This is a genomic window from Pantoea sp. OVA07A (assembly GCF_019969975.1).
GTDB lineage: Bacteria > Pseudomonadota > Gammaproteobacteria > Enterobacterales > Enterobacteriaceae > Pantoea > Pantoea agglomerans.
Genome location: NZ_JAHXYM010000004.1, coordinates 296,691 through 316,508, shown reverse-complemented (window position 1 = coordinate 316,508; position 19,818 = coordinate 296,691). Strand labels below are relative to the sequence as shown.

Annotated in this window: 16 protein-coding genes, 1 tRNA gene and 5 pseudogenes; 11 read left to right on the top strand and 11 right to left on the bottom strand. The window is 48.1% G+C overall.

Annotation, left to right across the window (positions count from 1 at the left end; all coding sequences use genetic code 11):
• Positions 1-168: 168 nt before the first annotated feature.
• The 5 genes and pseudogenes from LC417_RS15215 to LC417_RS15195 form a co-directional block, all read right to left on the bottom strand.
• Positions 169-1,593, bottom strand: coding sequence for a PIN domain-containing protein (locus LC417_RS15215; protein ID WP_223566098.1), 1,425 nt, complete (start codon positions 1,591-1,593; stop codon positions 169-171).
• 400 nt (positions 1,594-1,993) lie between these two features.
• The gene (locus tag LC417_RS15210) at positions 1,994-2,770 is read right to left on the bottom strand and encodes a hypothetical protein (protein WP_223566097.1); all 777 of its coding nucleotides are present in this window, start codon (positions 2,768-2,770) and stop codon (positions 1,994-1,996) included.
• Positions 2,764-3,800 (bottom strand): annotated as a pseudogene (locus LC417_RS15205) (tyrosine-type recombinase/integrase). Before LC417_RS15205 ends, LC417_RS15210 begins: the two are co-directional and overlap by 7 nt.
• A 2-nt stretch (positions 3,801-3,802) precedes the next feature.
• Positions 3,803-4,693 (bottom strand): hypothetical protein, encoded by an 891-nt coding sequence (locus LC417_RS15200; RefSeq protein ID WP_223566096.1) that lies wholly within the window; start codon positions 4,691-4,693, stop codon positions 3,803-3,805.
• Between the two features lie 9 nt (positions 4,694-4,702).
• Positions 4,703-5,281: a phage repressor protein CI gene (locus LC417_RS15195; protein ID WP_223566095.1), complete on the bottom strand. Its 579-nt coding sequence runs from the start codon at positions 5,279-5,281 to the stop codon at positions 4,703-4,705.
• Positions 5,282-5,419: 138 nt separating this feature from the next.
• Here LC417_RS15195 and LC417_RS15190 point away from each other — a divergent pair, with 138 nt between their 5' ends.
• From LC417_RS15190 to LC417_RS15160, 8 genes and pseudogenes are all read left to right on the top strand, one after another.
• A complete protein-coding gene (locus LC417_RS15190) occupies positions 5,420-5,641 on the top strand; it encodes a regulator (protein WP_223566094.1) in 222 nt (73 codons plus the stop codon).
• 30 nt (positions 5,642-5,671) lie between these two features.
• Positions 5,672-6,148: pseudogene (locus LC417_RS15185) on the top strand (phage regulatory CII family protein); the annotation flags it as partial.
• A pseudogene (locus LC417_RS15180) lies at positions 6,149-6,769 on the top strand (hypothetical protein); the annotation flags it as partial.
• A pseudogene (locus LC417_RS15175) lies at positions 6,741-7,280 on the top strand (hypothetical protein). The pseudogenes LC417_RS15180 and LC417_RS15175, both read left to right, overlap by 29 nt.
• A gap of 2 nt (positions 7,281-7,282) precedes the next feature.
• Positions 7,283-8,557: pseudogene (locus LC417_RS15170) on the top strand (hypothetical protein).
• Positions 8,558-8,594: 37 nt separating this feature from the next.
• Entirely contained in the window at positions 8,595-8,720 is a 126-nt protein-coding gene (locus LC417_RS22435) for a hypothetical protein (RefSeq protein WP_255601921.1), read from the top strand.
• Positions 8,721-9,610: 890 nt separating this feature from the next.
• Positions 9,611-10,123: a hypothetical protein gene (locus LC417_RS15165; protein ID WP_223566093.1), complete on the top strand. Its 513-nt coding sequence runs from the start codon at positions 9,611-9,613 to the stop codon at positions 10,121-10,123.
• Positions 10,113-10,520 (top strand): hypothetical protein, encoded by a 408-nt coding sequence (locus tag LC417_RS15160; protein WP_223566092.1) that lies wholly within the window; start codon positions 10,113-10,115, stop codon positions 10,518-10,520. The genes LC417_RS15165 and LC417_RS15160 overlap by 11 nt, the downstream gene beginning before the upstream one ends.
• Before the next feature lie 548 nt (positions 10,521-11,068).
• Here the strand turns inward: LC417_RS15160 and LC417_RS15155 are convergent.
• A tRNA-Ile gene (locus tag LC417_RS15155) sits at positions 11,069-11,144 on the bottom strand.
• Between the two features lie 202 nt (positions 11,145-11,346).
• Positions 11,347-12,138, bottom strand: coding sequence for an SDR family oxidoreductase (locus LC417_RS15150; protein ID WP_223566091.1), 792 nt, complete (start codon positions 12,136-12,138; stop codon positions 11,347-11,349).
• Between the two features lie 138 nt (positions 12,139-12,276).
• On the opposite strand from LC417_RS15150, the gene LC417_RS15145 reads away from it, so the two are divergent.
• Entirely contained in the window at positions 12,277-12,861 is a 585-nt protein-coding gene (locus LC417_RS15145; RefSeq protein ID WP_223566090.1) for a TetR/AcrR family transcriptional regulator, read from the top strand.
• A complete protein-coding gene (gene mug / locus LC417_RS15140) occupies positions 12,858-13,376 on the top strand; it encodes a G/U mismatch-specific DNA glycosylase (RefSeq protein ID WP_022623894.1) in 519 nt (172 codons plus the stop codon). The genes LC417_RS15145 and mug overlap by 4 nt, the downstream gene beginning before the upstream one ends.
• A gap of 74 nt (positions 13,377-13,450) precedes the next feature.
• Here the strand turns inward: mug and rpoD are convergent, their stop codons facing one another.
• The 3 genes from rpoD to rpsU all read right to left on the bottom strand — a co-directional run bounded on the left by rpoD (position 13,451) and on the right by rpsU (position 17,814).
• Positions 13,451-15,292 (bottom strand): RNA polymerase sigma factor RpoD, encoded by a 1,842-nt coding sequence (gene rpoD / locus LC417_RS15135; protein ID WP_010699749.1) that lies wholly within the window; start codon positions 15,290-15,292, stop codon positions 13,451-13,453.
• 442 nt (positions 15,293-15,734) lie between these two features.
• Positions 15,735-17,480, bottom strand: coding sequence for a DNA primase (gene dnaG / locus LC417_RS15130; RefSeq protein WP_010699748.1), 1,746 nt, complete (start codon positions 17,478-17,480; stop codon positions 15,735-15,737).
• A 118-nt stretch (positions 17,481-17,598) separates the two neighbouring features.
• Positions 17,599-17,814 (bottom strand): 30S ribosomal protein S21, encoded by a 216-nt coding sequence (gene rpsU, locus LC417_RS15125; protein ID WP_001144069.1) that lies wholly within the window; start codon positions 17,812-17,814, stop codon positions 17,599-17,601.
• Positions 17,815-18,092: 278 nt separating this feature from the next.
• Here rpsU and tsaD point away from each other — a divergent pair, with 278 nt between their 5' ends.
• A complete protein-coding gene (tsaD, locus tag LC417_RS15120; RefSeq protein ID WP_010249066.1) occupies positions 18,093-19,106 on the top strand; it encodes a tRNA (adenosine(37)-N6)-threonylcarbamoyltransferase complex transferase subunit TsaD in 1,014 nt (337 codons plus the stop codon).
• 29 nt (positions 19,107-19,135) lie between these two features.
• On the opposite strand, the gene plsY is transcribed toward tsaD, so the two are convergent.
• Positions 19,136-19,741: a glycerol-3-phosphate 1-O-acyltransferase PlsY gene (plsY, locus tag LC417_RS15115; protein WP_010249063.1), complete on the bottom strand. Its 606-nt coding sequence runs from the start codon at positions 19,739-19,741 to the stop codon at positions 19,136-19,138.
• Between the last annotated feature and the right edge of the window lie 77 nt (positions 19,742-19,818).

The following is a 19,818-nucleotide window of genomic DNA, read 5'->3' as shown; positions in this document are numbered from 1 at the left end:
CGATTGCAAGGGTTGCTATGCAATAAAGGAAAGGTCCTAGATTATTCAACACTCATGTTTGTATCAAAGGTATGCATTGGAAAATAAAGTGGTCTATGAATATAATTTGGGATAATGATGCAGTTAAATAGAATTTTAACTGCATCATTATCTTTAGTGATGGTTATATCAATCTAAAGACATTTCGTTGACTATACCCTTTAAAAATTTTACGTCCGTTAGCAACATCTCGACTTCAATATCTAATTTTTCAATTTCTTCATATAACTCACCTACTAAAGTGGGTGAGTGAGCTGCATCTTTTTTCATTAAAATTTCAATTTTGTCCATTTGATCATAGACTTTGAGTATTTTAGTGGAAAGCTCTCTGTGAAATAGATTGCAATGGGACTCAGGATAAAGAGCCAGCATCTTATCTCTATTTTTTATTAAATGCATCGAAATAAGATTTGCTTCAGAAGAGATTTCTTTAGCTAAAGCAAAAACTCCGTTTGTTCTATTTGTAAGGCGCTTCGCTGCTTTCTCATGAAAATATTTAGATGGTGAAGTGCCAATAGTATTTTCATTTTGCCTTAATGTAACTCGAACCAAGTTATTTAGTGATTCATCTTTACCATCAAAACTTTCAAACCCCTCACTGATGAAATCAGCATTTGGTTTATTATTATCGATATAAGTTAGTTCCTCTACTTCCTTTAGGGACGAATCTTGGATGTTTATATTCTTCAGATAGCTTTTGGCTTCATGTAAAAACGTTAACTGACTTATTGCCTTAAAGTTTTTTATTCCTGTCTCTTTACATATCTCTGTTTTTAATGACTCTAAAACTCCATGCGTTTTACCTGAATGAACAAACCACCAATCTTTTTTACTATCATCACAAACAAAAATCACATTATTAATATCATCTGACTTTGCTCTTTCGATAATTTCTTTCCATAGATAAAGATCTCCGTATTTATCTTGGAATTCGACATTCGAAAAGTGTGAAACGTCTTTTTTATTACTCTCGTCCATAAAGCCCGGAGGTTGCTTAATTGCATAACGTTTTGCACCCTCCTCATTAATGGCATTTATTTTTTCTTGACTCGGCATCACACCGATCTTATCTAATATGATACTATCAATTTGGTCGCGAATTGAATCATGAGTTGAGATGGTTTTTTTACTTTGTATGCGCGGTTCAATCTTTTCTTCAATATATTTTTTGATGGGGTTTTTGATTTCTTCTTGAAGTTTGTTAATTTCGTCGCTTAAAGATGTATAAAGATGCTTTTGTATTCCGCTCGATGAAAGGATGTTTTGCATGTAAAGCTTTTCCAGTTCTGATTGAATTTTATCCAAGCTTTTTATGCTGTCTTCTATAACTTTCCTTCTGTTTCTTTGATACTCAAAGCCAACATGAAAAGGAATCCATGTTCGATTTGAAATCTCACGCATAACACTAATAATATCATCTCGGGTTTGTTCTTCACATCGATAAAGATTTAACAAACAGTTTGTATCAAAAACAAACATTGTGGATTCATCTAACCAGATGCTTTTAAGCATATCTTCATTGATACTGTAAAAACCACCAAAAGTTGATCTCATATTTTATTTCCTTGCACGAGCGCTTTGAATTTAAGACTGATATGTAATCATCTCAATAAGGATAGCGGCCAGACTGTGGGCCTGATTTGATTTTTTAGATTCTATCATAAACAGACGCTGCTCCGGATTCTACCGGCCGCAGCCTGATTTTTCATGCGACACTTTTGCGACACTCATTTAGCAGATAACAAAAAAACCACTCAGTTGAGTGGCTTAATTCTATGATTTTAAAGCTAAAATTTGGTGGCCCCTGCTGGGTTTGAACCAGCGACCAAGCGATTATGAGAACGGTGCTCATTCTTTGATAATCAATAACTTCCTGTTAACTATTGATTTTTAGAATTGAATATTATTGAGAATTAATGAGGTTTTGCGTTCTGCGGGGGCAAAAAGGGGGCATTTAGTGAAGCTCCTTGTGGAATCTGTTGCTTAACTCAGAAGGAATTAGCATCGGGATGCCACTTTTGAGCATTCTTTCCAGCTGTGGAGTAAGTTTGCCTTCCATATGCTCGCAATGGAAAAAGAAGTAATAATCTTCATTAAGTCGAGCGTCAAGAATTGCCATCAATGCCTCTTGCGTCGAAAAGTCAGAGCTTATTATTTTTTCTAATAAAATTGAAAAAATTGCAGCTTCTTTTTTAAAGAGGTCTTTCTTTGTTCCAACCATATACTTATCATGAAATAGAGATACGAAAGCAATGTTATCATAATAACTTGGGTTCTTCATTCTAGGGTTTTCTGATAAGTATTCGTTAAGCAGGTTTGCGATATTTTCATATGCTATTTGTGTAAAAGTATAGAAGTTTCCGTTGTTAAAATTCGTGTCTGGATATTTTTTCTCGTTTAAAAGGCTTGTAAGTACTTTAAGTAATTCATTAAATTGACTGAATGTTTGTTCAGTACGAAGCATTTTTATTTGCCCTTCGCTAGATTTATGCGTCACAATTAAAGTCCAGACTACAGCTAAGGTTCCGAAGAAAGAAAAGATCGCACCTGATGTTCCGCTTATAAAGGAACCAAAGTTTGCCCAGTCTTCGTTTTTATATGAAAGATTCTTTTCTAAAAATGTTGGTAAAGTAAATTCTGGCGAAAATTGAATTAAATACATCATTAAAGGAGCTAAGCCTAAAAAAAGAACAGCGACTATAAAAAAACCTATAAATAGTTTGCTCACCATTTATCTCCTTTTTTACTCATTGGGTTATATTTTATTGCATCTTCTAAATGTTCTGGTGAAAAATGTGAATAACGCATAGTCATCTTTATGTCTGTGTGACCTAAAATTCTTTGTAGCACAAGTATGTTGCCGCCGTTCATCATAAAGTGTGAAGCGAAAGTATGTCTGAGCACGTGGGATAGTTGCCCATTGGGCAGGTCCAATTGTGCTCTCTTTATGGCACTGCGAAATGCTGAATAGCAGGTATAAAAAAATCGTCCCGGTTTTTCTGGTTTGGGGATGCTATCATAAACAGCCTGGCTAATCGGCACAGAACGGTTGCGATTGCCTTTAGTTTTAATAAATGTAACTTTCAGGTTTCTAATTTGCTTTGTTGTAAGCGATTCTGCTTCATCCCATCTGGCCCCGGTAACAAGGCAAATGTAAGCTACATGATAGACATGGGGATTACGGCTATTTTTACATTCTTCAAGGAGCTGCTCTATACCCTTTTTTTCCAGATAAGCTAGTTCTGCTTCTTCTGCTTTAAAAGGGCGTAGGTTTTGGAGAGGGTTATCTTTCTTCCAGTGACCAAGCCGTTTTAGTTCATTAAAGACTGCTCGATAGTAAGCCAGCTCTAGATTCATAGTTCTTGGTGAAACTTTTTGAACCCGTGCAGTTCTGGCTATCTCACCTGAAAGTCTTTTTTTACGATAGACCGAAAACATAGTTGAGCTGAACTCGTGGGCAAGCGGGTCCCCCATACTTTCACAAGCGAACAGCATGGCCTTCTGGCGTTTTTCACCGTCGTCTAATGTAATCCCATGCTCTTCGTACCATTGTACAACTAGAGCAGATAGCTTCCGGCGATCTTCTTTTCCATCAAGCCATGGTTTAATTGCCAGAGTTTCCATAACAAAATTTTCATATGCAATGGCTTCTCCCTTAGTAGCGAAACTCTTCCGTATGCGCTTACAAGGTTTTCCTTTAGGTTTACCCTCTGGGTAAAGTCAAGTAGCCAGCCACCGTCTGGTTTTTTTTTAATAGACAAACTTAAGCCCTAAATATTCTACTTTTATAATGTTTGGTATTTGGAAAAGTCGTGCTTTCATGGCCATTTGTAAAGGTTATATATCTGTTGTCGTTCGAGTATTCAGTGAATGTGCCAATGCATTCGTTTTTGAAATAAAAATCCCCATCTTCTAAGTTAACGTTTTCATCTGATTCTAAAAAAATGAAAGATGAGTTAGGGTTCATTGGAAGGGTTATTCCATTTTTTCTTGATTCCATTGCCGAAACCCATTGCCCAGTGCTACCTTGTGAAGGTTGTGCTAGGTTTGCAATTTGTGCACTCAGAGAATTAAACATCTGCAACATAAAAGCTTGATTTTCATTAGGTTGCACTATTTCAATATTAGCTGAGTCAATCTCTAATAGTTTTACGATAGAGTTTACTTCGTTGGCCAGCATATTCTCTGTTGATGTTAAGGCTACGCTTATTCTTTTTATTTCAGCCCTTACTGTATCTACTCTTAATGATGACGAATAAAGTTGATATCTAAAACCCAATAAATCAAAAGGGGTTTTTTCCCGTCCATCAGTTATTAGCACGGTTTTTTTATTAAAAGCTTGCCTCAAGCCTAGTTCGTAAAATACATTTGCATTGTTTGTGCTTAAGTCGCATATGACCATTTCACTTTTAACAATATTAAGCAATATATCATGCATGATCATATTTGAGGAGGAGTTTTCATCTGCCCTGATAGGTTCATAACCAGCTTGTCTACAGGCTGGCGCAACCAAATTATCGTAAACTCTTTTAAAGTGGCCGGGTTCATAGTTGGGGTGATCTGCGATTGGCATTATTACAAAACAAAACTTAGGTGGTTTTTCGCCATTTTCTGACGGTTTGGTGTTATTTTCTGATTTACCTTTAGCTGTCATCTTATTTCCTTAATTAATTGTAAGTATTGTTTTTCCAATGATGTTTATATCATCAATATTACAATCAAAAGCCATGCCTACTCCACTAACGCGTACTTTACGAATTGGAATCCTTACTAAAGTGCGGACGCTCACTTTACCTTCAATGTTTACAAGCCACTCACCGTCGAAAATTTCTGCGTATTTACGGTCGATAATATATTGAGCATTTTCATCTAATAAACAAAATGGCTCTAAAGGTAATGGCGTGCCTGCACGGAAAAAAACCTTGTCGAACATGGCATAGCCAGAATCATAAAGCTGGCCATCAACTAGCTTTTTTCGAGGTAAGTTCAAAATATCCAATTCATCATTATCGAATTTTTTACCCTTTCCAGTCACTAGCCACTGAAGTTGTACGCCGGTTTCAGCCATGCAACGCACAACTATGTCTGCAGGAAATCCGCCTCGCTTATAGCGGCCAGATAAAGTGCTGGGTGCCATACCCAGATGATCCGCCAGTAGCATTTTTGTGCTGAAGCCATATGCCTCGATAACCCTATCAAGAATGGGGGCACTCGCACCTTCAAAGTCGATATCGAATTTCATAGTTATCTGCGCGTACTTCTCAGTTTGAGAAATGATCTTGAAGATTCTCAAAAGCGGAAGTAATATGGCTCCGTTGTTTCCCAAAATGCGAATATAACTGAACTTTGCCGAGTTCAGATGAACTGAGGATTTTGCCTTATGCGTCCTAACATTACAATTACCATCCCCACACCTTACCTGCCGCTTGATGAATATTGCCGCCTGACCGGAACCGCTATGGGTACGGCTCGCGACATGATTCGTGATGGTCGCCTGCCTATTCGAGGAAAGGGTGACAAGCCTCGCTCACGGGTTGAAGTAAACATGGCGGCATTAACTGTTGAAGCGTTAAGCGAATGCCGCATTTCGCTTCACGCGTAATTCAGGCTATCAATTCGTAAGGTGCGAATCATGTACGATTATAAAGTTTCAGTACGAAACTACCTCGATGATGCCTGCCGCCAGTTTTCTTTGGCTCATAACGTCACGGATCTGGCTAAAAAAGTAGGAATGCAACCGGCCACACTGCGCAACAAGCTGAATCCGGACCAGTCGCACCAACTGACATTACCTGAACTGCTGGCGATCATCGATCTCACTGAAGACCCAACGATTCTTGATGGTTTTTTGCGTCAGATTAATTGTCAGCCTTCAGTACCGGTTAACAACGTCAGACCTGAAAACATGCAGTTTTGCGCATTAACTGCTGTAGCCAGTGTCGGGGTAATCGCTGGGGAAGCGGTTTCAACGGAAAAGATGACCGTTGCACGCCGCAATCAGATTCTTAACAGAGCCAGTGATGCTATCCGCAGCCTGTCTTTACTCGTCTATTCCGTTGAAAGTCGTTTTCAAACCGTGCCGGTGTTGGCTGCTGCCGTTGATGTGGTTAACGGTGCATACCTGAGTCCGGTGAATGCCACTGCCTATCTGGCGCAAAAGCTGGCAGGCATTGGCGGAAAAGCTGACGTGGTTATTCTGATGGTGGCCAGCCAGACGCATGACAATTTTATTTCATCACTGAACCAGCTGGCAGAGGTTTTCCCGGCACCGGCTTTTGTACAGGTTAAGCGTCTGGCGCAGTCTGCCGCCACGCTGACCATGGAAAAGATGCAGCTGCCTGCACGTATGAACACGATGCTGCCGCCATCCGTGCCGTTGTCCGTGCCATCCAGCCGCGCCGCGTTTGCAGCCGCCGCCGTGAAGCAGGCCCAGAGTGAAGCAGGCGCAGCAGCCGGGCTTGACGGGCTGAAAGCGCAGCTGGCTGCGTTTGGCAAGAAACGTGATGCCATGCTGACAGAGATTGCCGCCGGGCTGAGCGATCTGCAGGGCAAAAGCGCACGGGCATGGGTGTTTACCGGCGGCGGCGACGTGGTGACCACGCTCACGCAGCTGGAAAAAGATATTCCGCAGCCGTCTGCTGTGTATTCGGCGGCCGTGATGCTGGTCGGTGACAATCTTGAAGGAATAAGAGGCATGATCCATGAGTACAAACCCGACGCTGGCGCTTAACGGTGAAGGCATCCCGCTTAAAAATATGCGGGTTACCGTATCAATGGCTTTTCAGGACAAAGACCAGTCCGGGCAGACCAGTTCAACGGCTAAGGCAGAGCAGGGCATCAAGGGAAAAGAGCTGAGGATCAGCGGCGAAATAGGGTTCAGTGATGCTGCCCTGCTGAAGCGCATTTTTGAGCTGGCTTCAGCAACCGACGCCAGCGGCCAGCGGCAAAAATACCGCGTGGCGCATGAGGTGGCGCGCGCGGTAAGTTTTCGTGAGGCGACGTTCACCGGCAATGTGGACGCCCCGCAGTAGGAAGGAAAAATGGCCTGGCTGATAACGTTCACCCTGACAGAGCATGTAAGCGTTCAGGAAAAGCGTGAAGCGCGCGCAAGCGGCAAAACCACGGCCACCAAACAGACCGGCGGCGGCAAAGGCGGACCGCAGGCCGCAGGCGAGAGCGACGAACAAATGACGTGGTTTGAGCGCAAAGTGCTTAAGCCGGTAAACGACGCACTGGAATAGCGATGAAACCTGTAACCCGACTTTACCTGTCAACTGATGAAGTGCATCTGACTGATGCCGCTCTGGTGCTGGAGCTTAGCAGCTGTGGCCGTGGCTTCATCACGGCAAAGACCAGCACTGATTACACTGGCAAAATGGTCCGCATTGATACCGGCTATCCTGACCGGCTGCTGCGCTGGTTTACCGGATACGTGGAGCGCTCGCAGCCTTCGTAAACCGGCCAGCGCGTGACAAAGGTGCAGCTGAGCGGCGACACCATGACAATCACCTGGACGCCGCGAAACCGTATCACCGGCCAGCCGCTACAAAAAACACCGGTACAGCGGCAGGTTGAAAGCCATTACCCGGAGCTGGCCAGCGACCTGCACCTGCCCAAAATGGCGCGCGTTGTTGCGCCGACTGAGGCGGTAAAAAGCGGAAACTTTGCTGACCCCTTCAGGCCGCGCTATGCCGTCGATCTGCAGCTGCTGGACGCTGACGGCAATCCGGACGGCAGCACGCCGGTTTATCCTGCCGTGCCGCTGCCCGTTCCGATGGCCGGTAATGATTCCGGTATGTTTCAGTTTCCGCCAGAGGGAACGCTGGTTGAGGTCGGTTTTACCGGCGGACGCCCGGACAAACCGTTTGTGCGCCAGACCATGCCGGGCGGGACGAGCCTGCCGGACGTGAAGCCGGGCGAACAGCTGCAGCAGCAGCGCGCGGAAGTATCACAGCGGGTAACACAGGCGGGAGACTGGGAACGCCAGACCGATCAGGCCATTCGTGAAACGTCCATGAGCCGGGAAGTTAAAGCCGATACGGAAACGCGTGATCTGGTCAGCAGGGAAACGACAGTCAAAGCCACGGACAGGACCACTGTGATCGGAACGGCGTCACTGATGGCCGGAGCAATTCAGCACGTGACGACCGGCAGTTACAGCGTGGCCACGCAGCAGAGCCAGCTGATTACAGTGGGCGGCAATGCGGAAACGGACGTCACCGGCAGCGCTGCGATTAAAGTCGGTCAGGCACTGACTGAAAAAATTGGCCAGCTGCGCCAGAGCATTGCCGGAACGCGTCAGGAAATTATCGCGCCGGTGGTGTGGATTGGTTCAGAGAAGATTAACGTGGCCCAGCTGATGCTCGATACCGTGACGCTTGTTCAGCAGCTGGCTGACCAGCTGGCCAGCCATATGCACCCGTCAACCGGCCAGCCCACGAACAGCAGCGATATCGCACAGAGCAGCCAGCAGGCCGCCGCGCTCAGTACGAAATATTCACCCGTCATAGGCAAGTAAGCCAGCACACTAACCCGCTATCGCAGCGGGTTTTTTAATGCCCGTCACCAGAACGCCTCAGACGCACGATGCGCCACGCAAAGGCGCGCCCATCACGCACGACAACCATAAACAGATTATCCGCACAGCGCGGCACTGGCTGCGCGTCAGCACGGCAAAATAATCGTCCGACAGACAAAATCGGCGCTACACCGCACCCGCCTGCAGGTTTTGGATCATGAAAATTTTTCAGTTTTATTTTTTTACAAAGGGTATGGCCAGACCGCACCGGTATTGGGTTTGTGCCGGATTTCGCCAACTGAAAAGAGCGAAAAGAATTTCATCGTTTTTCAGTTCAAAAGGATCTAAATTGGATTTAGATAAAAAATAAGCATATGAAATTTAAGGAAATAGCGTGTTTTACGTCAGTTTACGGATCGCATGTGGATCCCTGATGGCAAACGCTGCAAAACGATTAAACCCCGTTAGGGCAAGGCTTGAGCGGGATTTGCTGCCTTATGAGAAACTGAAAAGCATAGTAATAAAAGAAGTGTTATTTTGTACGCCATTGATGTTGTGAAGAGGGCAATAAAATGCGTGAGGTCTTTATTGAAGATGCGTATTTCATATTCTTGGCGCCTTGAGAAATTTTAATTTTGGAGTTGTTTGGAGAGATGCTGATCAAATTTATGTTGCTTGGCCGCGCGGTCCATAATGCGGTATACGATTTGACAAATTGAGATACGTCAAACTTGGATGGATCGGAATTGTGGATAAACTATTTGGCAACGAGGATAAGGCGTGGCTAACCTCTCTTACCGGCACCGCCGCAGCGCACTAAGCGAGGTCCAGGCGCGAACTGGGCTTTCTGGCACCTTTCACCGGCCTAAATCCTGAAAAACGCCCTGATAATTTACGTATTCTAAAGCTAGGAACTTGAAGTATTGACCTGACTATAGATAAAATAAAATGATAAAATTGGTCACTATTTTTATAGAGCCCAATTTTTTGGCGAGAAAACCACGTTTTCTTAAAAGAAAGTTAATGTAGAGTTAATGTCTAAAAGGGAAGGAAATGATCACTCTTGATGAGATAAAAGAAGCAGTCTCTAAAATTGCAGATACAGAAATAATTAAAACCGATGGTGATGAGAAAAAAGGCCAACTTAGGTTTAAAAAAAACAATGATACTTTCACTATATACCCTATAAATGAAGACTCTGTATCAAAGACAAACCTGAGGCTGTATCGCGTAATTAAACTACCAAATCAGAAATCTTTGAGCAGAGATGAAGGTGAGCTTATTGAGGCAAGCATGAATTTAATAAGCAACAATCCATGTAAAGTAGTATATATTTACAACATAGAAGAAGTGTATAAAGACGGTAGGTTCTTTATTACAAATGTATATACTGATAAACTCGACCAGTTCGAGAAGTTTGCAAATCAAGAAGTCAAATCTTCAAACTTAGTAGTTCTTATTCTTGGCATGATGATAGAAGTAATAACGTGCACCCAGGAAATACTCAAACAGGCAAATGAGGCCATAGAACGTCGTTTGGAAGGAATTGTTACCGATGGAAAATAAAAACGATGCTCCGCGTATAATAATACAACTCATTCTTGGTGCCACCATATATTACTTATTCACCTTTAAATACAAAGACCCACTCATCGAAACTCTTTCATTGCAAGTTTATTACCAAGTTTTAGTTATATTTGTAATTGTTAACAGCTACATTTCAAAATGGATAGATTCGCTTAGATCACTTATCTGCCACAAGTGGATGATGCTTTTTTCAAAAAAATATCAAGCAAAGCATTATCAAAACACGGCAAGAGACTTACTTAAAAAAAGCAAAGTGTCTCAGCTTTCTGAAAAAGCCAAACAAATGGTTGAAGAAATATCAGAGACAGATTTAGAACTTGAAAGTGAAATAACCGAAATGCATAAAGAGATAAATAAATTTAAAAGAGCAACGTAGCCTCTTCAGTAGAATTAAATTTAATAATTTCATTATAAATCATTTGGATACCATAACGTCGACTAACCGATTATTACGAGTATAAAGAAGTCGCCTTTAGGCGGCTTCTGCGCATCTGGACTCGCTACGTGGACGAATTGAACATAGCTGCATATGCCAATTGGGGAAAAAAATCCTGGTTCCAGATAGACCACATAAGCGCAGGGCTGCGCGAGATTGGTTCCTGCCGCCACATTGCTGCCAGTGACAGATTGAATTAAAATAAATGATTGATTTTATTATTTTTTAATTTCCTGTTAAGGACTTTTGCATAACTACACATCAAAGCATCTGGAAGGAAATGCAGGTTTAACCGGGTAAAGAGGACATTGACAGTCTTTAACAAAGGTATGCGCCTTTCGGATGTGAGGGTTTGGCATTTTAAGTTTCATCTGTTCAGCTGGTAGGTAGCTGAACCTGAGGGGACAAAAAGGGGACAGTTGACTAGAGGAAACAAAAAAGCCAACTCTGAAAGTTGGCTTAACTGCATGATTTTCATCACTAAATTTTGGTGGCCCCTGCTGGGCTTGAACCAGCGACCAAGCGATTATGAGTCGCCTGCTCTAACCACTGAGCTAAGGGGCCAGCGGAGCGGGGATTATAAAGTATCTCTTCAGGGCAATCCAGCACTCAGCCACCGGTTGCTGAAATAAGCAGCAGTGATTTACCTGCTGATTTCTATAGCAAATCTGGCGAACCGCGATCCCGAAGTCGCAAACAGGCACGGATAATGCTTCTCCGCGCCTTTAGTGAAACCGGACTTCAGTCGTTATGGCTGATGGCTGACTCAGCGCTGACGATAACGGGATGCTGATTGATTCCGTGAAAGGTGGGGAACCATCGTGCCACGTGCCTGATCGTAGTCGTGCCACATCTGCAGATCCTCAAGCGCCGGAATGGTTACCGTCTCCTTGCTGTCGAGTCCGGAAAGCGCGGCGTCCACCATCTTATCAACGTCCATCAGCATTTCAGCCGGGATGTCATTAATAGACTGGCCTGCGCGGTCGAAAATCTCCGTACGGGTCGCACCGGGTAACACCGCCTGTACCTGCACGCCGCTCTCTGCGAGTTCACGCTGCATCGCACGCGTCAGAGTTAGTACATAAGACTTAGTGGCGTTATAAGCGCCGTTGAACATCTCGTGCACCAGCGACAACACCGAGGCGATATTGATAATGATGCCATTACCGCGCGCTTTGAAAGCCCGGCCAGCCGCCTGTGCCAGACGGGTGGGTGCCAGAATATTTAACGCCAGCATGGTGTTAATGCGTGTGATGTCCGCCTCCAGAAACTCACCCTCAACGCCCATGCCCGCGTTGTTCAGCAACAGCGTAATCTGTGCGTTGTTCGCGAGTTCCGACTCCACGCGTTGCAGATCCTGATCGTGCGTTAAGTCAGCCGCCATAACCGTCACCCGAATATCGTGCTGCTTTGCCAGTGCATCAGCCAGGGTGGTGAGCCGGCCCTGATCGCGTGCGACCAGAATCAAATCATAACCGCGTGCTGCCAGTCGTTTTGCATAGGTCGCACCGATACCGCTGGATGCGCCGGTGATTAAAGCTGTGCCTGATTGTGACATCTCTTTTTCCTCGTATGATGGTCGTCATAATAGCCATCAATATGACGATCATCATATCTGTCGTCAAGCTGGAATATGATGACCGTAATAATTACTATAATAGCCAGACGCTACGTAGCAGATACCGCAGGAGATGAGATGGAGAAGCAGAGCAGCAAAGCGCATACGCGGCGGCGTATCCTTGATGAGGCGGCGCGCGTGATGCGTGAAACCGGCACCGAAGGAATTGGTGTAGCGGCGCTGATGAAGCGGGTCGGTCTGACACATGGCGGTTTTTATGCGCATTTTACCTCACGCGAGGAGCTGGTTGAGGAGGTACTGAAGCATATGTTTGCTGAAGCCGATACCTTAAAGCCCGCGGAGTCCGTGACCCAGCCAGCGCAGCAGCTGGCAGATTTTATTGATAGCTATCTTTCCGAGGCGCATCGCAATGCGCCGGCACAGGGCTGTCCATTAGCCGCTCTGGTGAGTGAAGTGGCTCATCTTCCACAGCCGACACGGCAGATCTTCGCACAGGGCTTTAATGCGATGCATGCCGGTCTGGCGCAGATATTACGTGAGTTGGAGTTGCCGGATGCGGAAGCGCTGGCCTCCAGCATGCTGGCAGAGATGGTTGGCGCGCTGGCGCTGGCGCGCGCCTGTCCGGATACAGAGCAGGCCAGCCAGATGCTGCAACGCAGCCGCGATGCGCTGAAGCTGCGCACGCTGGAGGTGGCGGCATGAGTGAACACGCTATCCGCGACATCATCACCTCCGATCTTGATGTGTTGTTCTGTGGCATTAACCCGGGTCAGTCAACCGCCCATCAGGGGTTTCACTTTGCGCATCCCGGCAACCGGTTCTGGAAAGTCATCCATCTGGCGGGATTCACCCAGCAGCAGCTGAGGCCGGAAGAGGAGCAGCGCTTAACGGAGACCGGCTGCGGCATCACCATGCTGGTTGAGCGGCCCACGGTGCAGGCGAGTGAGTTAGCGCCTGATGAGCTGCGGGATGGCGGCAAGCGCCTGATGGAAAAGGTGCTGGATTACCAGCCGGCTGCGCTGGCGATTCTGGGTAAGGATGCGTTTCGTCGTGCTTTTAAGCAGAGTAAAGTCGAATGGGGCAAACAGCCGATATGTATGGGGAAAACGCAGGTGTGGGTGTTGCCGAATCCCAGTGGCCTTAATCGCGCATCGCTGGACGAGATGGTAGAGGCGTATCGTCAGCTCTATGTGGAACTGCATGCGGGGAACGAATGAATCTGCGCAGGGCAGGGGAGAGGCAGTAACAGGCAGGCATAAAAAACCCCGGCGAACCGGGGTTTTTGTCTGACTTAATCGTCGAGGAAGCTGCGCAGCACTTCCGAACGGCTCGGATGGCGCAGTTTACGCAGAGCTTTGGCTTCAATCTGACGAATACGCTCACGCGTAACGTCGAACTGTTTGCCCACTTCTTCCAGCGTATGGTCAGTGTTCATATCGATACCGAAACGCATGCGCAGCACTTTCGCTTCGCGCGCGGTCAGGCCAGCCAGCACGTCATGGGTCGCAGAACGCAGGCTCTCTGAGGTAGCAGAATCCAGCGGCAGCTCCAGCGTGGTGTCTTCGATAAAATCGCCCAGATGTGAATCTTCATCATCACCAATCGGCGTCTCCATAGAGATCGGCTCTTTAGCGATTTTCAGCACCTTGCGGATTTTATCTTCTGGCATCAGCATACGTTCAGCCAGCTCTTCCGGCGTAGGTTCGCGGCCCATCTCCTGCAGCATCTGGCGTGAAATACGGTTGAGCTTGTTGATGGTCTCAATCATATGCACCGGAATACGGATGGTACGCGCCTGGTCGGCGATAGAGCGGGTGATAGCCTGACGGATCCACCAGGTCGCATAGGTTGAGAACTTGTAACCACGGCGATATTCAAACTTATCTACCGCTTTCATCAGGCCGATATTACCTTCCTGAATCAGGTCAAGGAACTGCAGACCGCGGTTGGTATATTTCTTGGCAATCGAAATAACCAGACGCAGGTTAGCTTCCACCATCTCTTTCTTGGCGCGACGTGCTTTGGCTTCACCGATCGACATGCGACGGTTAATGTCTTTGACCTGTTCAATGGTCAGACCGGTCTCTTCTTCAACCTGCGCCAGTTTCTGCAGGGAACGTGTCACGTCATCCTGCACTTCCAGCAGCTTTTCAGACCACGGCTTGTTCATGGCCAGAGCGGCTTTGAACCAGGTTTCATTGGTTTCGTTGCCGGTAAACAGCGTGATGAAGTTTTTCTTCGGCATTTTGCACAGCTCAATACAGAGCTTCATGATCAGACGTTCCTGCGTACGGACGCGTTCCATCATGGTGCGCATGCTGCCTACCAGGTAATCGAACTGCTTCGGTACCAGGCGGAACTGCTTGAAGACATCAGAGAGGTTCTGGATTTCAGCAACGGCGGCAGCATGACTGCGACCTTTGCTTTTAATCACTGCGCGGGTAGTTTCATATTGCTTACGCAGGTCAGAAAACTTCTCGCGCGCCAGTTCCGGATCGATTGAGTTATCGTCGTCGGAGCTGTCATCATCCTCCTCATCTTCTTCTTCATCGTCCTTACGATCGGCTTCAGAAAGTTCAGAGCCCACGTGCGTTGCCGTTGGGGCGATATCTTCTTCTGCGTTAGGATCGACGAAACCGGTGATCAGATCGGAGAGGCGTGATTCGCCTGCTTCAACTTTGTCGTACTGATCCAGAAGATACGTAATCGCTTCAGGGTATTCGGCTACAGAACACTGAACCTGGTTGATACCGTCTTCAATACGCTTAGCGATGTCAATTTCGCCTTCGCGCGTCAGCAGTTCAACGGTACCCATTTCACGCATATACATGCGGACCGGGTCAGTGGTACGCCCGATTTCAGATTCAACGCTGGATAACACCTGAGCGGCAGCTTCCGCGGCATCTTCGTCAGTATCGGAGCTGTTTTCGTTCAGCATCAGATCGTCGGCATCCGGGGCTTCTTCAACCACCTGAATACCCATGTCGTTAATCATCTGGATGATGTCTTCGATCTGATCTGAGTCGACGATATCTTCCGGCAGATGGTCATTGACCTCAGCATAGGTCAGATAGCCTTGCTCCTTACCACGGGTGACAAGAAGCTTGAGCTGTGACTGCGGGTTTTGCTCCATAAGACGGTATCCACACTTCTGTTAAATTAGATTGGTGTCGGTCGGCAGCGAGCCAACAATAGCAGTAAAGGCATTTAATTCTTGCCGCTGCCTTCGTCGCGGCGTGGGCTTTGCCCATCAGTAATCGGCACTTAAGCCGCTTGTATAAACTCTGTGCTAATGGCCTGGCTTACTTGCCATTCTTGTCCCCGGCAGTGCTCGCTTTCCTCACGTACTTCAGTACGCTCCGGAAGCTGTGCGCTGGCGGTGACCAGACTGGCTTCGACGCCTGCGGCCTTTAAAATGTGTGCTAAGGACCCGGCTCTACGCCAGAGGCCTTTAAACCTGGTACTGCGGACTATTTCGGTCCCGGACTGTTCACGGTAGCGAAACGGGTGTCAGCGGCACTAAAACAGGCAATCTGCCCTTTCATCTGTCAGAACGGGCAGCGTGCTGAAAACAGTTACTTTCTGGCAAACGCCTGACTGAGAGTCCAGAGTTCCCGGCGCTCATCGGCGCTCAGTCCCTGGGTGCGTTCACGCGCAATCAAAAACTCCAGGCGCTCTTCAAGAGCAGAGTCGTAGATGCTGGCCAGCGAGTCCTGAAACACCGCTTCGGCTTCCTCATCTACTATCATGTGGTTCCAGATCGCCAGTGTTTCAAGCGTCTGACTAAAATTTGTTCCGCGATATAACTCTAGTAGCTGACCGGTGGTCAATCCAGGATTCTCATTACAACGGCCCACTAATTCAATAAATAGCGGTAAACCCGGCATTTTTGACTCAGACAACCCATCAAGCGAAGGCACCAGGGTGGCCAGCTGCGGACTCTGAATCAGCAACGCGATCAGCACGCGCATAGTGGTACGCTTCAGCGGTGGCGCTACCGGCGTCGTTCCGCTTGCGGCCAGCTTCGGCATCAGCTTTTCAAGCTGATTGTCGTCAAGAATACCCAGCTTATTCCCCAGTTCCTGACGCATATAAATACGTAAGGTCTCACCAGGGATCTGCGTAATCAGCGGTAAAGCCAGCGTGCTCAGGCGCGCTTTTCCGTCGCGTGAGCTCAGATCCACCTGCGGCAGCAGGCTATCAAATAAAAACGAAGAGAGCGGCATCGCCTGCTCCATCCTCGCTTCGAAGGCGTCTTTACCCTCTTTGCGTACCAGCGTATCCGGGTCTTCACCATCGGGTAAAAACATAAAGCGTAGCTGACGACCATCATTCATGTAAGGCAATGCGGTTTCAAGCGCACGCCATGCCGCTTCACGACCAGCCCTGTCGCCGTCGTAACAGCAGATCACGGTGTCGGTACTGCGGAACAGCAACTGAATGTGTTCAGCAGTGGTGGAGGTGCCTAATGACGCGACGGCATAATCTATCCCGTACTGCGCCAGCGCAACCACGTCCATGTATCCCTCAACCACTAACAGGCGGGCGGGTTCAGGATGGTTCTTAACGGCTTCATAAAGGCCATAGAGCTGGCGGCCTTTATGGAAAATAGGTGTTTCCGGCGAGTTCAGATACTTCGGCGTATCGTTACCCAGCACGCGTCCGCCAAAACCTATGACGCGCCCACGCTTATCGCGGATCGGAAACATGACGCGGTCGCGAAACCGGTCATAAGTACGGCCTTTGTCATTGCTGACCAGCATGCCCGCTTCCATCAATGACTCGCGATCTTCCGATTGCTTACCAAAACGCTTGAGAACGTTATCCCAGCCGGCTGGCGCGTAACCTATGGCGAAGTGATTGATGATTTCGGCGCTCAGACCACGACGATCAAGATAGTCGCGTGCTGGCTGCGCACTGGATTGCTGCAGACCCTGCTGATAAAAACCGTTCAGGTTCTCCATCAGCTGATACAGGCTCTGGCGCTGATGGCGTTCCATCTGGCTGGGCCCGCTGCCTGCTTCATAAGGCACGTCTAAACCGTGGGAAGTGGCTAACTCTTCAATACTTTCAACAAACTCCAGACGATCAAAGTTCATTAAAAAGTCGATAGCGTTGCCGTGTGCACCACAGCCGAAACAGTGATAGAACTGCTTTTCGCCGTTTACGGTGAAAGAGGGCGTTTTTTCATTATGGAAAGGACAGCACGCATGGAAATTCTTACCCTGCTTTTTCAGCTTAACGCGGGCATCGATAAGATCCACGATATCCGTGCGGGCAAGTAAATCGTTGATAAATACGCGTGGAATTCGTCCAGCCATACGCCCCAGATTTTCAGCTCATAAACGGCAACAAGCCGCGCTTCCTTTCGGAAAGCACGGCCTTTTACTTGACTCTGTCTGCGTGAATCACGCGGTGGAGGCGGACCTCCGGAACGACTTAGTACAGACGAGTGCGGCGTGCGTTTTCGCGAGCCAGTTTCTTGGCGTGACGCTTAACTGCTGACGCTTTAGCGCGCTTACGTTCGGTAGTCGGTTTTTCATAGAACTCACGACGACGAACTTCAGCCAGAACGCCTGCTTTCTCGCATGAACGCTTGAAGCGACGCAGTGCTACGTCAAATGGCTCGTTTTCACGTACTTTAATTACCGGCATGTAACTCTCACCTCGATAAAATTCGGTTTTTGCTGCTGACTGCGGCGCCAGCACATTTCAAAATGGTGCAGCATTTTACTCCAACTCAAGTTGGTTTGTAAAGCACCATGGATAATTTGAAACCAACAGGAGCGTTTGCCTGTGCGGCTGCCGGTTTTTCCAGGGGCGGGAGTATAGCGCACTCTTTAGCCGACAGAAAATGACTTTTTACGGTGGATGCCCGCGCTGCACATCCAATTGCTGTGATAAACTGCGCGCCGCAAGAATGAGGTGATGCAATGCGAATTCTGGGTATTGAAACGTCGTGCGATGAAACCGGCATCGCAATCTATGATGACGAGGCCGGATTACTGGCTAACCAACTCTACAGCCAGGTAAAACTGCACGCCGATTATGGCGGTGTGGTGCCGGAACTGGCCTCACGTGATCACGTGCGTAAAACTGTGCCGTTGATTCAGGCTGCGCTGAAAGAGGCCGGTCTGGAGCCGCAGCAGATCGACGCGGTGGCTTACACAGCAGGCCCTGGACTGGTCGGTGCGCTGCTGGTTGGTGCCACCATTGGCCGCGCCCTGGCGTTTGCCTGGAAAGTCCCCGCCGTGCCGGTCCACCATATGGAAGGCCACCTGCTGGCGCCGATGCTGGAAGAGAATCCGCCGGAATTTCCGTTTGTCGCACTCCTGGTGTCGGGCGGACATACGCAGCTGATTAGCGTCACCGGCATTGGTGAATACGCGCTGCTGGGTGAATCGATCGATGATGCCGCGGGTGAAGCGTTCGACAAAACGGCCAAGCTGCTTGGGCTGGATTATCCGGGCGGGCCAATGCTGTCGAAGATGGCGCAGCAGGGCACGGCGGGACGTTTTACCTTCCCGCGTCCGATGACCGATCGTCCGGGCCTGGATTTCAGCTTCTCCGGCCTGAAAACCTTCGCCGCTAATACCATCCGCGCCAATGATGATGATGCTCAGACCCGTGCTGACATCGCCCGCGCCTTTGAAGATGCGGTGGTGGATACGCTGTCGATCAAATGTAAGCGTGCGCTGGATCAGACCGGCTTTAAGCGTCTGGTGATTGCCGGTGGCGTCAGCGCTAACCGCACACTGCGCGAGCAGATGGCGATCATGATGCAAAAGCGCGGCGGTGAAGTGTTCTACGCCCGCCCGGAGTTCTGTACCGATAACGGTGCGATGATCGCGTATGCGGGCATGGTGCGGTTAAAAGGCGGAACGCGGGGAGAGTTAAGCGTCAGCGTGCGACCGCGCTGGCCGCTGGCGGAACTGCCCGCCATCTGATGTGAAAAAAGCCGGCTTGCCGGCTTTTTTTATGGCTGAGATTTCTTTTTGCGCTTCCAGATCTTGCCTTCCTGACCCCGCCACAGCCGCTGAATATTGTCGTGATGACGCAGCAGGATCAGACAGGAGAGCATGGAAACCGGGAAGGTGAACTGCGGTTTGAACCACCACACATAAAAAGGCGCGATCAGCGCGCTGACGATGGCACCCAGCGAGGAATAGCCGCTGAGTAAGACCGTTAACAGCCAGGTGCCGGTCACCAGCCCGGTTAAGTCCCAGCCAATCGGCGCAATCGCGCCAAATGCCGTCGCCACACCCTTGCCACCGCGAAAGTGAAAGAACACCGGATAGATATGACCCAGACAGGCGGCAATGGCGGTCAGGCCGAGATAGAGCGGAGTCACGTGCATCAGATAGGCCAGCCAGACCGGCACCATCCCTTTCAGCACATCAAACACTAATACGCTGGCTGCTGCGGTTTTACCGCCCAGACGCAGGACGTTGGTGGCACCCGGATTGCCGGAACCGTGTGTGCGCGGATCGGGCAGGCCAGCGAGTTTGCAAACCAGAATCGCACTGGAAATCGAACCGCAAAGATACGCGAAAATAATCATACCAAGCGCGAAAGCACTCATAACACCGTACCGTTCCCTTTAGGGTCGTTTTGATCTCTTTAACCGTGGATAATACGCATAATCAGCCGGAAGTGGTA